This is a genomic window from Streptomyces sp. NPDC048436, assembly GCF_043200355.1.
Taxonomy (GTDB): Bacteria; Actinomycetota; Actinomycetes; order Streptomycetales; family Streptomycetaceae; genus Streptomyces.
Genome location: NZ_JBICXP010000018.1, coordinates 61,184 through 73,786, shown reverse-complemented (window position 1 = coordinate 73,786; position 12,603 = coordinate 61,184). Strand labels below are relative to the sequence as shown.

The following is a 12,603-nucleotide window of genomic DNA, read 5'->3' as shown; positions in this document are numbered from 1 at the left end:
GTCTTGTCCCCTCACCTTCGCGACGTTTCCGCCCGCGTGGCAGGCCGGGCTCTTCGGGGGTCATGACAGGGCCCCCCACCGTTCTGCCGCGCAGGTCAGCACGGTGTGACACTGAAGCCATGGCATCGACGCACACTCCCACCACCGGCAGCGAGGGCAGCGAGGGGGCGGAGCTTGGCCGGTTCCTGCGTGCCCGGCGCACTGGGACAAGCCCTGAGCACGTCGGGCTCACCGTCGGCCCGGGCCTGCGCCGCACCCCGGGGCTGCGCCGGGAGGAGCTGGCCACCCTCGCCGGGATCAGCATCGACTACTACGTCCGTCTTGAGCGCGGCAAGGAGACAAGGCCGAGCCCCTCCGTCCTCGACTCCCTCGCCCGCGCCCTGCGGTTGGACGACCAGGAGCACCGGCATCTGCGGGAGCTGGCCGCGCTCGCCGCCCGGTACGCGCCCCAGCCGCCGCCCGCACCGAGCCGTACCGTGCGTCCCCATCTGAAGCTGCTGCTGGAGTCGGTGCGCCCGTACCCGGCCTATGTCATCAGCCGCGACATGGACGTCCTGGCCTGGAACCCCGGTGGTCTCGCCCTGTACGCGGGCCTTGACGGCTGGCCCGTCAAACAGCGCAACCTCGCCCGCTACCTCTTCCTCCACCCCGCGGCCCGTGATCTGTTCCCCGACTGGGAGCGGCAGATCACCAACTGCGTCGCCCGCCTGCGTGCCGTCGCCGGGACCGCGCCCGACGCACCGGACCTGGCCGGCCTGGTCGGCGAACTCCTCCTCAAGAGCCCCGACTTCGCGGGGCTGTGGGAGCGCTATGAGGTGACCAGCCGCAAGCCCGCGCAGAAGACCTTCCAACACCCTCACGTCGGAGCGCTCACGCTCACCTCCCAGTCCATGCACCTGGAAGGCACCCCGGGTCAGCGCCTGGCCGTCTACACCGCCGAACCCGGCACGCCCGACCACGACGCGCTGCTCCTGCTCGACATGACCGCGCCGCAGGTGGCGCCGCGCCCCGCGCCGTCGGACACGAACAGACCTCACTGACCATCGGTATGGGCCGGTGCCACGCGCTCGAGCTTGGTCCAGCCGCTCCAGCCGCGGCTCTTGAGCAGCTCGATCAGCCTCCGGGCAGGTGGCAAGGTGTCGAACGCCAGCGTGTCCATCAGCTTGGCGAGTGGCGGCGCGATGTCGGTGTCGTCGACGTATTCCTCGCCCTGCTCGTCGGCCATCTCCGTTATATAGGCGGCCAGTTGGTCGGCGAGATCGGTCAGCCGCGGGTCGTCGTCGGTCCGGTCGAGCGCCTCACCCAGGGTCAGATAGAAATCGATGAGCCGCGGGTCGGCGATCTGCTCCCTCTTGCGTGCCATCCACTCCGGGACTCGCTCGGGTGAGTGCGCGGCCAGCGGAATCCAGCCGTCGCGTTCGGCCTGGACGATCCGCTCGTCGACGCCGAGCACCCGCAGCCTGTCGAGGAACTCGACTACCTCCGCAGGCAGTACGAGGCTGTCCCCCGAGGCGAGGCGGGCGATCCGCTCGCGGTGCCGCTGCCGTTCGCGGATCTCTGCCCGCAGCCGCTCGTCGATGTCGGCGACGGCCGCGACGAACTCCTCCTCGTCGGCCCGCAGCAGCTCCCGTACGCGCGCCAGGGGGACGCCGGCGCCCGCGAGAGTCCGGATCTTGATCAGCTCGACCACGGCGCCGGCGTCGTACCTCCGGTAGCCGGAGTGATCCCGCTCCGGCTCCGGCAGCAGCCCCTTGGCGTGGTAGTGCCGCACCGCGCGCACGGTCACGCCGACGTACGACGCCAGCTCGCCGATGGTCAGCATGGGATCAGTCTCCTAGTTCGCGGCGCGCGTGCGGTAGAGGCGACGCGACCAGAGGTAGCCGGACAGCCCGATCACCAGAGTCCAGCCGACGGCCCGGAGCACGTCCGCCCCCTCCGGCGCTCCGGCCAGCAGACCACGGAAGGCGTCCATGATCGGTGTGAACGGCTGGTGCTCGGCGAACCACCGCAGCCCGGCCGGCATCGACTCGACCGGCACGAACCCGCTGCCCACGAACGGCAGAAGGACGAAGATCATCGGCAGGTTGCTCGCGGTCTCCGGGTCCGGACTGGCAAGGCCAAGGGCCACGGTGAACCACGTCATCGCGTACGACAGCAGCGCGAGGAGACCGGCCAGGCCGCACCATTGCGTCGCCGAGGCGGCCGTCTCCAGGCCGAGCAGGAACGCCGTACCGAAGATCACCGCGAGCGCGAGCGCGGTCTGGATCATCGCGCCGAGCACATGGCCGGTGAGCACCGAGGACTTGGCGATGGCCATGGTCCGGAACCGGTCGATGATGCCGTTGGTCATGTCGGTGGCGACCAGGACCGCGGTGCCGATGGACACGCTCGCCACCGTCATCATCAGGATCCCGGGAGTGATGAAGGTCAGGTAGTCGCCGCGGTCCCCCGCCAGGGCTCCCGGCACACTGGCGCCCATGGCCTCGCCGAAGACGTAGACGAACAGCAGCAGGAACAGCAGTGGCTGCCCGATCAGCATCACCGTCATCGACGGATAACGGGCCATGTGTCTCACGTTGCGGCGCAGCATGGTCGTGGAGTCGCGGAGGGCGTACGTCGTGGTGCTCATATCCGCGCCTCCTCGCGAAGCTCGTCGGTGGTGGGGCGGCCGGTGAGAGCCATGAATACGTCGTCGAGATCCGGGGTGTGCACGGTGAGCCCGGTGACAGCGCCGTCGTCGTCGATCTCCTGAAGGAGTCGTCGCAGCGCGGTGAGGCTGCCGTCGTGCGGCAGGGTGAGGGTGAGGGCGGCGGCGTTCGGGCTCGCTTCGGGCAACTGGCGTGCCAGCTCGGCCATCCGTTCGCCGTCGGCGGCCTGGAGCTCGATGTGACCGCCGGGTACGCGCCGCTTCAGCTCGGCCGCGGTGCCCTCGGCGACGAGCCGGCCGCCGTCCAGCACACCGATGCGGTCGGCGAGTTGGTCGGCCTCTTCGAGGTACTGGGTGGTGAGGAAGACGGTGACGCCGTCGGCCACCAGTTCCCGTACGATCCCCCACAGTTCGCGGCGGCTTCGCGGGTCGAGGCCGGTGGTCGGCTCGTCGAGGAAGATCAGCCGCGGTCCGGGCACCAGGGTCATCGCCAAGTCGAGTCGTCGCTTCATGCCGCCGGAGTACGTGACCGCGCGCCGGCCGGCGGCGTCGGCGAGGTCGAACCGCTCGAGCAGCCGCCCGGCCACGGCCTGGGCGCGGCGCCGGCCGAGGTGGGCGAGGTCGGCCATGAGCCGCAGGTTCTCCCGCCCGGTCAGCATCTCGTCCACGGCGGAGAACTGTCCGGTCACTCCGATCGACGCGCGCACCTGATCGGCCTCGCGCAGCACGTCGTACCCGGCGACCCGGGCCTCGCCACCGTCCGCTCGGAGCAAGGTGGACAGGATCCGGACGGTGGTGGTCTTGCCCGCCCCGTTGGGGCCGAGCAGGGCGTAGACGGTGCCTGCGGGGACGGTCAGATCTATTCCGGCGAGTACCGCATGGTCGCCGTACGACTTGCGCAGGCCCGCGACCTCGATCGCACTGGTGTGGGTGGTCATGGCGACCATGCTGAAAGGTTGGCCCTGCGTCAGGGTCAACCGCCGCCTGCCGGCGTGTGCGGAGTCGGGGGGCGTAAGGGGTTCCGGGCCGTTCGCGCCGCCCGGAACTCCCCCACGCCGCCAGGGCCGCGGCGGTCGGACCTACCGGGCGAGTTCCGCCGGTTCGTCGAGCCGCGTCAACTTCCGCGGGTTTCGCACCAGGTAGATCCGGGTGATCCGCCCGTCCTCCACCACGACGCTCACCGCGGACGGCTCGCCGTCGATGTCGATCCGGCCCGCCGGCGCACCGTTGAGCCACACCGTCGTCGTCGCGATCGCGGCCACGACCTGGTTCGCACGCGCGAGGATCGGCGCCACGAGTCCGGCCCCGTGGATCGGAGCCAGGGCCGCGGCCACGACCCCGCCGCCGTCGGCGATCAGGACCACGTCCGGCGCCATGACCTCCAGCAGTTCCTGCAACTGCCCGGTCCGCAACGCGGCCAGGAACCGCTCCACCACGGCCTGTTGTTCCGACCTGCTCACCTGGACCCGTGGCCGCCGGGCCGCCACATGCTCGCGTGAGCGCCGCGCGATCTGCCGTACGGCGGCCGGGGACTTCCCGATGGCGTCGGCGATTTCGCCGTACGGCATCTCGAAGACCTCACGGAGCACGAACACCGCCCGCTCCGCCGGGCCGAGCGTTTCGAGCACGGTGAGCAGCGCGATCGAGACGCTCTCCGCGAGTTCGACGTCCTCGGCGACATCCGGGGTGGTCAGGAGCGGTTCCGGCAGCCACTCGCCGACGTAGTCCTCGCGGCTGCGGGACAACGTGCGCAGGCGGTTGAGTGCTTGCCGGGTGACGGCCCGGATGAGGTAGGACCGGGGGTCGCGCACCTGCGAGTGATCGACGCCGGCCCATCGCAGCCAGGTCTCCTGCAGTACGTCCTCCGCGTCGGCCGCCGAACCGAGCATCTCGTAGGCGACCGTGAAGAGCAGGCTGCGATGGGTGACGAACGGGTCCTGGGTCATGCCGTCGAGGCTACGACGGACGGCTCGGGGCGGTCGGCCAGCGGGATCTCGCAGGCTTCGGAGAATCCCTGCGACGTGATCCCGTTCGCGTTGTTGTTCCTGGTAGCCATGTTCACGAAGGCGATATACGCGGTGAGTTCGACCATCGCGGCGGGGCCGAGCTCGTCGAGCAGGCCCGCGTACAACGCGTCGGTGACGGTCGGCGGCGTGTTCGTCATGGCCTCCGCGTACTCAAGGACCTCCCGCTCCAGCGGGGTGAACACCTCCGACTCCCGCCAGCGCGGCACCTGGCTCGCCTTGGCCAGGTCCAGGTTCTGGTTCTGCGCCTGGAAGTAGCCGACGTCCAGGCACCAGCCGCAGCCGACCTGTGCCGCGACCGCCATGTGCGCGAACGACTTGAGGGCGGCATCGGCGGCGTCCCACGCGGCGAGCTTGGCCGAGAACTCCAGATTGGACGTGGCGACGTCGGGGCTGTGCCACACCACTTCGACGGGCTCGGCCACTTCTCCGAGCTGCTTGATCATGTTTTCCCTGAGCTCCGTGGGGAGTTCGGCCTTCGGGATGCGTAGCGCCATGGTGTCTCTCCTTGGGTGTCCGGCTGTTCGACATAAAGACACCGCCCGGCCCACGGATGTGACACCCCCCTGGCATCCTGAGGAGGAGTGACGCGGCCTACCGGGCCTTCTTCCTGTCGAACCACACGGTGGCCAGTGTCGGCGCCAATCCGGCCCAGAAGAGAATTCCGGGCACCAGGCGGTCCGTCCAGGGGATCTGGGTGATCAGCAGGGCGCACATCATGGCCCAGGCCGCTTGGGCCACGACGACGCGGGCCCAGCGGCCTCGGCGTATCAGGGAGCGGACGTTGAGCTGGATGCCCGAGCGGAGTCTGCGGTAGCGGCGCCAGGCGCCGAAGGCCCAGATCGCGGCCATGACCACGAGGCACCACAGGCGCTGGCCAACGGTTACGGGCAGTTCCCGGGCGACTTCGCCTTCGGTCGGGAAGAGGTCGATCATGACCCCCGCCAGGCCCACGCAGAGCAGCGCGAGCCACCGGGTGCCGCGCAGGAGGCGATAGGTGGCGTGGTCCAACTCCCGCCGCATGGCTGGCGAGTTGGGCTCCGCGGCGAGCGCGTCCGCGTAGAGACCGGCGGCCTCGGTGGCGCCCACGCCCGGCGCCTGAGCGGCCTTCTTCGTCCGGCGCGCGAGGGCTTCCGCATGGGTGGGGTCGATGCGGAGGATGGCCTCGTCGAGTTGGTCGGCGACCGTGCCGTTGCCGGCCGCGCTCGCGATGCGGTGGGCGATCTCGTGGGCGTAGATGTCCTCGGGGCCCAGCCGCAGCGCCTCCATCGCCAGCTCGGCCGCTTCGCCGGAGAGGCGGTCGATGGTGCCGGCGCTCACCTGCGCGGCGCCGGTCTCCTTGGCGTATCGGACGAGGGCGGCGCGCCACACGGCGTCGGCGAGCATGGCGTACGCGAACGGATCGTGCGGGGCGATGCGGATCAGCTCGCGCAGGATGGGCTGGACCTTGAGCCAGCCGTTGTCCCGCACCATCGCCTGCGCGCGCAGCCTGAGCACGCCGTAGTCCTCGGGCGCGAGTTTGAGGGCTTCGTCGGCCGCCTCCATCGCCTGCCCCGGCCGGTCCGTGTTGAGGTGGCAGTAGCCGATCTTGACCCATGCGTGTACGTCGCCGGGGTCCTCGGCGAGGCGGCGGCCAAGCAGGCCCAAGGCCTGGTCGTAGCGTTCGAGTTCGATCAGGGCCTGGGCCTGCTCGATGGCCGGGTGCAGGGTGCTCACAACTTCCGCTTCTTCTTCAGGTAGGTGATCAACTCGTCGTACATGCCGCCCTCGTTCGCGTACATGGCGACGTTGCGGGCCGCGGCGAACCACGGCTCGGTGGAGGGCACGGTCTGCTTCGCGGCCTGCAGCAAATCCTTCATGCCGATCATGCGGACCGTTCCGGTGCGCACCGAGTCGAGCAGGGCGGTCTCGGCCGCCGCCTCACACAGGTGCGCGAGGTCGGCGCCGGACAGGCCGTCCGTGGCCTTGACGAGCCTGCCCAAGTCGACGTTCTCGACGGGGCGTTCACGCAGGTGGTAGCGGAGGATGGCCTCGCGGGCCGGTGCGTCGGGCGGCAGGACGAGCAGGGTGCGGTCCAGGCGGCCGGGGCGGCGCAGCGCGATGTCCACGTCCCAGGGGACGTTGGTGGCGGCGAGCACGAAGACGCCTTCGTTGGCCGCCGAGTCGATGCCGTCCAGTTCGGTCAGGAGCTGGTTCACGGTGTTGCGCAGACCGCTGTGCTGGGTGCGGCTGCGCTTGGCGCCCAGCGCGTCGAGTTCATCGAGGAAGACGACACAGGGGGCCTGTCGGCGGGCGGTCTGGAAGATCTCGTGCATGTTGCGTTCGGAGTTGCCGATCCACATGTCCAGGACGTCGTTGACCGACACGGACAGGAAACCCGCCCCGAGTTCACCCGCGATCGCGCGGGCGATGAAGGTCTTGCCACATCCGGGAGGCCCGTACAGGAGCAGTCCGCCGCGCAGGCTCTTCCCGTACAGCTTGCGCAGGTCAGGGTTGCGCATGGGGGCGAGGAACGCGGCTTCGAGGCGCTCCTTGACCTCCTGCATGCCTCCGACGTCGGCCAGGCGCATCGCACCGGGAGCGTGGACGTCAAAGGCGGCGGCGTCGCCGGGATCGCCACTGCCGTCGGCCGTCAGGGGGGCCTCGACGAAACGGGGCGGGATCACGTCGCCGACCTGGTCCGCGGCGGCACTCCAGTCGAAGTCTGTGCGGGGCTCTTGGCCTGCGGGCTCGGATGCCGGTGCCGGTGCCGGTGCCGGTGCCGATGCCGGTGCCGCCGCGGGTGCGTGTGGCTGCTCCTGCGTTTCGGCGGGGGCGGGCGCGCCCATGGCCCGCGCCATCAGCGTCCGGGCCTGGCCGTCTCCCGGTGCGTGCTGCAGCGCGACGGCCACCTCAGCGACCGCGGCGTCCGGCTGTTCGGCGTCCAGCAGCAACTCGGCCAGGTGCAGGCGTAGGGGTACGTCACCGGGTGCCGCTTCAACGGCCGTGCGGAGACTTCGTATCAGGGGTGAGTCCTCAGACATGCGGTCACCTTATGTACACGAGATCCCCTGGCCCACGTCAGGTCACGGCAAGGCCCCCCCTCCCCGGCGCGGGGTGGGGGGGCTTGGACGTTCAACGGCATGTCAGGACGCGGCAGCCGACGCCGTCGCCTCCCAGGCGAAACCGTCAGGGTCGGTGAAGGTCCCGGCGTCGCCGCCGATCATGAGCCGGTGCGAGCCGGTGCCGTCGGGAGAGACGCCGGCGTCCTTGGCGAGGGCGCGGCGCTTGTACAGGGCCAGCTTGACGGAGCTCGAATCGGCGGCGAACTCCACGTACTTGCTGCCGAAGCTCTTTCCCACGGCGAGGCCCTGGCCGACGTAGAACCGCTTGCTCGCGGTCATGTCCTCCACCCCGAGGAGGAGCACGATCTCACCGATCTGGCGTGTGGCGGGGCCGGTGTCCTTCTTCGCCGAGGTCGCGACCTTCCAGATGGTCCCGTCCGGGGCCTGTACGACACCGCCGTACCCCCAGAGTGACTTCGTCACCGGCTTCAGCGACGTGGCGCCGGCCTCGATGGCGGAGTCGATGAGGCTGTTGACGGTGGACGGCTGGGCCACCGTGAGCGACAGCGTGAATCCGCGGAAGCCGGTGGTGGGCGCCTCCGAGGCCCGCAGGCGCAGCTGCTTGTCGAGGCCGAAGGCGGCGGTGTAGAAGCGCTCGGCGGCCGTAGGGTCGGCCACGTCCAGGGTGATGGAGTCGATGTTTGCCATGTCCATCACGCTAGTTGCGGCTCGACGACCGGCGCTTCTTCATTCCTGACCGGTCGTGCGTCAGCGCCGTCGCGCGTCCGACGCGGCGCTTCATCAGGTGCGTGTACGGCTACGTGTACGGCGGGGTCGCTCAGACGTCGCGCCTCGGTACGTGCGCTCGCCCACGAGGGATGACACATGACAGAACTCCCTTTCAACGCGGTGGCTCAGCGAAGTTCCTGGATGCGGACGAGGTTGCCCGCGGGATCACGGAAGGCGCAGTCACGGATGCCGTACGGCTGTTCGGTGGGCTCCTGCACGACTTCGGCGCCGTCTGCGGCCTGCACCTTCGCGAAAGTGCCGTCGAGGTCATGGGTGGCCAGCAGGATCCAGCCGTAGGTGCCCTTGGCCATCATTTCGGCGATGGTGCGGCGCTCGTCCTCGGTGATACCGGGGTCGGCGGCCGGGGGCGCCAGGAGGATGGACGTGCTGGGCTGGCCGACGGGGCCGACCGTGATCCAGCGCATCTGGCCCTGGCCGACGTCGCTGCGGACCTCGAAGCCGAGGGTGTCGCGGTAGAAGGCCAGGGACGCGTCCGGGTCCACATGCGGGAGGGCGCTCGTATGAATGGTGATGTCCATGCAGGTCAGGCTAAATGCGGTTCCGCGACTCGCGCTTCTCGATTTCTGACGGCCTCCGCCCAGCAGGAAGAGGGGCTGCGGCGTGCCGTCCGACTTCGGCGGCCACGGTATCGGCCGCCAGATGCACGAAGACCCTCACGTCCCCAACCACGGACGACCCGGCCGCGGCTTCCCCTTGCGCCACGGCCTCGCCCTCGCCCTCGCCCTCGAACCCATGCTCATGACCGGAGGACGCAACGACTACCCCCGCATCCTGCCCCTGCCCTGACCTTACGGAGCCGTGACGTGCGGGCCCGCTCCCCCGGTTCGGGCGTCATTCGGGCCTAGCGTGGACCCATGCGTGTACTGGTCACCGGCGGTGCCGGCTTCATCGGGTCCCATGTTGTCGAGGCGCTGGCCGCGCGCGGGCATGAACCGGTCGTGTTCGATCTGCGGGAGGACCCGGGCGCCGACGTGCGCGATCCGGTCGCGGTGGCGCGGGTGCTCTTTGGGGTGGATGCCGTCTGCCATCAGGCGGCGATGGTCGGCCTGGGCGACGGAGTCGCGGACGCGGCCGAGTACGTCTCGCGCAATGACCTGGGCACGGCCGTCCTGCTGTCCGCCATGGCGGACGCGGGTGTGCGGCGCCTCGTGCTGGCCGGCTCGATGGTTGTGTACGGGGAGGGCCGGTACGTGTGCGATCGGCACGGGGTCGTCCGCCCCGGGCCGCGTGACGCCGCCGATCTGGACGCCGGCCGGTTCGAGCCGATGTGCCCGCAATGCGGCCGTGAGCTGGCCCCCGGCCTTGTCGGGGAGGACGCGCCGGCCGATCCGCGCAATGTGTACGCCACGACGAAGCTGGCGCAGGAGCATCTGAGCGCCGCGTGGGCTCGCTCCACGGGAGGGACGGCTGTGTCGCTGCGCTACCACAACGTGTACGGACCCCGGATGCCCCGCGACACCCCGTACGCGGGCGTCGCCTCTTTCTTCCGTTCGGCGCTCGCCCGTGGTGAGGCACCGCGCGTCTTCGAGGACGGGCTCCAGCGGCGGGACTTCGTGCATGTACGGGACGTGGCGGCGGCCAACGTGGTGGCTCTGGAGGCCGAGACCGCCGTGGGCGCGGTCACGGCGTACAACACGGGCAGCGGAGTGCCGCACACCGTCGGGGAGATGGCCGGGGCGCTGGCCACCGCGTACGACGGCGGGATCGAGCCGATCGTCACCGGCGAGTACCGGCTGGGGGACGTCCGGCACATCACGGCCGACTCCTCGCGGCTGCGGGAGGAACTGGGCTGGAAGCCGGAGGTCGGCTTCGAGGAGGGGATGATGGAGTTCGCCCGTGCCTAGCCGCGAGCGGGGGTGCGGGCGCCGGGCATGACGGACGGGGCACGGGGGGCGTTGGACACGAGCCGCGAAGCACCCGCGCCCCGCGCGAAGCACGAGCCGCTAGGCACGAAGCACACGGCACGAGGGGCGAAGCGCGAGGCACCCGGCACGACGCACGGAGCGCAGGGCACGAGTCGCGAGGGGCGAGGCACGAGAGGCGAGGCACGCGGCGCGAAGGGCAAGGCACGCGGCGCGAGGCGCGAGGCACCCGGGGCGAGGCGCGAAGCGCGCGGCGCGGCGCAGTCGGTGCGATGCAGGGGTGAATGGCGGGGCGCCGCTACGGAGCGGCCGGCAGTGTCACCTCGAAGCGGCAGCCGCCGGGGATGTTGCGTACGGTGGCCCGCCCCTGGTGTGCTTCGACGATGCCGCGCACGATGGCGAGGCCAAGTCCCGCCCCCGCCGGGGGTGTTCGGGCGTGGGTGCCGCGCCAGCCGGTGTCGAAGACACGCGGCAGGTCCTCCTCGGGGATGCCGCCGCAGCCGTCCGTCACCGACAGGATCACGCCCTCCGGCGAGCGCTCGGTGGCGACGGCGACCGTGCCGTCGGCGGGCGTCCTGCGGATCGCGTTGACCAGGAGGTTACCCAGCACCCGGCTCATCTCCTTGCCGTCCACCTCGACCGGCACCGGTTCGACGCCATCTCCGACCAGGCGCACCCCGTGCTCGCGCGCCAGCGGATCCGCGCCCGCGAGCGCGTCGCCGACCAGGTCATATAGGGAGACTCGTGCGGGGGCGAGGGGCAGCGCTCCCGCGTGGATACGGGAGAGTTCGAAGAGGTCTCCGACCATGCCGTTGAGCCGTTCGACCTCGGTCCGCATCTGCCGCAGGTAGCGGTCGGGGTCGGCGGCGACACCGTCCTCCAGCGCCTCGGCCATGGCGCGCAGCCCGGCGAGCGGAGTGCGCAGGTCGTGCGAGATCCACGCGACGAGCTCACGCCGGGACGTCTCAAGGGCGCGCTCACGCTCCCGCGACGCGGCGAGCTTGGCGCTGGTCGCCGCCAACTCACGGCTCACCGCCTCCAGTTCGGCGGTGGCGGGGCCGTGGGGCGCGAAGTAGTCGCCGCCGTCACCGAACGAGCGGGCGGCGACGGCGAGTTCACGGCTGCGTGCCACGACCCAGCGGCCAAGGACCAGCGCGGTCGCGAGGGAGACGACGGCCGCCATGGCCACCACCGTCGTCACCACGGTCAGATCGTGCCTGGACAGGAACATCGCCCACGCGACGATGAGAGTGCCCGCGAGCATGGCGACCACGCCGACCGCCGAGACCACGGCGAGGGAGGCGGTGAGCGAGCGGCGCCGGATCAGCCGGAGCGCACCGGCTCCGGCCAGGCCCGCGGCGGCGGCGCCCACGAAGGCGTAGAGGGCGATGAGGAGGATGTCGCGCACGGTCAGTCCGCCTCCTGGCCGGGCTCGAAGCGGTAGCCGACGCCCCATACGGTCTGGATCAGCCGCGGGCGCGCCGGATCGTCCTCGACCTTGCCGCGCAGCCTTCGGATGTGGACGGTGACGGTCGACAGGTCACCGAACTCCCAGCCCCACACCTCGCGCATCAGGTCCTCGCGGCTGTACACCCGCCCTGGATGGCGCAGGAAGAAGGTGAGGAGGTCGAACTCGCGCAGGGTGAGGGCGAGTTGCTCGCCCTTTCTGGTGGCCCGCCGCGCGGCGGGCTCGACGGTGAGTCCCGCCGCGCGCAGGGGGCGTGCCGCCGTGTCGGGCCGGGAGCGGCGCAGGACCGACTCCACGCGCAGGACCAGTTCACGGGGGCTGAAGGGCTTGGTGACGTAGTCGTCGGCGCCGACCTCCAGGCCCAGGATGCGGTCGTCCTCGTCGCCACGGGCGGTGAGCATGATGACCGGCAGCGGCCCCCGCTCGCGCATCCGCCGGCAGACTTCAAGGCCGTCCATGCCGGGCAGCATCAGATCGAGCACCACCAGGTCAGGCCGGTGCGCGGCGGCACTGGCGAGGGCCGCCGGGCCGTCGTCGGCGCGCTCGACGGCGTAACCGGCGCGCTCCAGGTATCCCGCCACGATCTCCGCGACGGTCGGGTCGTCGTCGACGACCAGGACCCGGGCCGCCCCGTCGGCGGTCTCCGCCCTCGTGGGCTCGTATGACTGCTGCATACCCCCAGCCTGGCACCACGGCGCCGCGGATGCCGACCGCTGCCGGGCCAGGGCCCCCGACGTCCGCGTTTCGT

13 protein-coding genes and 1 pseudogene are annotated in these 12,603 nt (G+C 71.0%); 3 read left to right on the top strand and 11 right to left on the bottom strand.

What is annotated here, in order from left to right; translation table 11 throughout:
• Positions 1–119 precede the first annotated feature (119 nt).
• Complete coding sequence (locus ACGFX9_RS37410) at positions 120–1,040, top strand: helix-turn-helix transcriptional regulator (protein WP_393484081.1); 921 nt, start codon at positions 120–122, stop codon at positions 1,038–1,040.
• Here ACGFX9_RS37410 and ACGFX9_RS37405 read toward each other — a convergent pair.
• From ACGFX9_RS37405 to ACGFX9_RS37365, 9 genes are all read right to left on the bottom strand, one after another.
• Positions 1,034–1,822 carry a MerR family transcriptional regulator gene (locus tag ACGFX9_RS37405; protein WP_393484078.1) on the bottom strand — a complete coding sequence of 263 codons (789 nt, stop codon included), beginning with the start codon at positions 1,820–1,822 and terminating at the stop codon, positions 1,034–1,036. The genes ACGFX9_RS37410 and ACGFX9_RS37405 overlap by 7 nt on opposite strands.
• Before the next feature lie 12 nt (positions 1,823–1,834).
• Positions 1,835–2,629: an ABC transporter permease gene (locus ACGFX9_RS37400; protein WP_393484075.1), complete on the bottom strand. Its 795-nt coding sequence runs from the start codon at positions 2,627–2,629 to the stop codon at positions 1,835–1,837.
• On the bottom strand, positions 2,626–3,585 hold the full coding sequence (locus ACGFX9_RS37395) for an ATP-binding cassette domain-containing protein (protein WP_393484071.1): 960 nt from the start codon (positions 3,583–3,585) through the stop codon (positions 2,626–2,628). The genes ACGFX9_RS37400 and ACGFX9_RS37395 overlap by 4 nt, the downstream gene beginning before the upstream one ends.
• A gap of 141 nt (positions 3,586–3,726) precedes the next feature.
• Positions 3,727–4,593 carry an RNA polymerase sigma-70 factor gene (locus ACGFX9_RS37390; RefSeq protein ID WP_393484068.1) on the bottom strand — a complete coding sequence of 289 codons (867 nt, stop codon included), beginning with the start codon at positions 4,591–4,593 and terminating at the stop codon, positions 3,727–3,729.
• A complete protein-coding gene (locus ACGFX9_RS37385) occupies positions 4,590–5,168 on the bottom strand; it encodes a carboxymuconolactone decarboxylase family protein (protein WP_393484062.1) in 579 nt (192 codons plus the stop codon). Before ACGFX9_RS37385 ends, ACGFX9_RS37390 begins: the two co-directional genes overlap by 4 nt.
• Positions 5,169–5,265: 97 nt before the next feature.
• The gene (locus ACGFX9_RS37380; RefSeq protein WP_393484059.1) at positions 5,266–6,387 is read right to left on the bottom strand and encodes a tetratricopeptide repeat protein; all 1,122 of its coding nucleotides are present in this window, start codon (positions 6,385–6,387) and stop codon (positions 5,266–5,268) included.
• Complete coding sequence (locus ACGFX9_RS37375) at positions 6,384–7,694, bottom strand: ATP-binding protein (protein WP_393484056.1); 1,311 nt, start codon at positions 7,692–7,694, stop codon at positions 6,384–6,386. Before ACGFX9_RS37375 ends, ACGFX9_RS37380 begins: the two co-directional genes overlap by 4 nt.
• A gap of 102 nt (positions 7,695–7,796) precedes the next feature.
• A complete protein-coding gene (locus ACGFX9_RS37370) occupies positions 7,797–8,423 on the bottom strand; it encodes a glyoxalase (protein WP_393484054.1) in 627 nt (208 codons plus the stop codon).
• Positions 8,424–8,629: 206 nt separating this feature from the next.
• The gene (locus tag ACGFX9_RS37365) at positions 8,630–9,043 is read right to left on the bottom strand and encodes a VOC family protein (protein WP_393484051.1); all 414 of its coding nucleotides are present in this window, start codon (positions 9,041–9,043) and stop codon (positions 8,630–8,632) included.
• A gap of 61 nt (positions 9,044–9,104) precedes the next feature.
• Here ACGFX9_RS37365 and ACGFX9_RS37360 point away from each other — a divergent pair.
• Positions 9,105–9,287: pseudogene (locus tag ACGFX9_RS37360) on the top strand (type I methionyl aminopeptidase); the annotation flags it as partial.
• A gap of 92 nt (positions 9,288–9,379) precedes the next feature.
• Complete coding sequence (locus ACGFX9_RS37355; protein WP_393484048.1) at positions 9,380–10,369, top strand: NAD-dependent epimerase/dehydratase family protein; 990 nt, start codon at positions 9,380–9,382, stop codon at positions 10,367–10,369.
• Positions 10,370–10,685: 316 nt separating this feature from the next.
• Here ACGFX9_RS37355 and ACGFX9_RS37350 read toward each other — a convergent pair whose 3' ends face one another.
• Both ACGFX9_RS37350 and ACGFX9_RS37345 read right to left on the bottom strand, forming a co-directional pair.
• The gene (locus ACGFX9_RS37350; protein ID WP_393484045.1) at positions 10,686–11,795 is read right to left on the bottom strand and encodes a sensor histidine kinase; all 1,110 of its coding nucleotides are present in this window, start codon (positions 11,793–11,795) and stop codon (positions 10,686–10,688) included.
• Positions 11,796–11,797: 2 nt separating this feature from the next.
• A complete protein-coding gene (locus ACGFX9_RS37345; RefSeq protein WP_393484042.1) occupies positions 11,798–12,529 on the bottom strand; it encodes a response regulator transcription factor in 732 nt (243 codons plus the stop codon).
• Between the last annotated feature and the right edge of the window lie 74 nt (positions 12,530–12,603).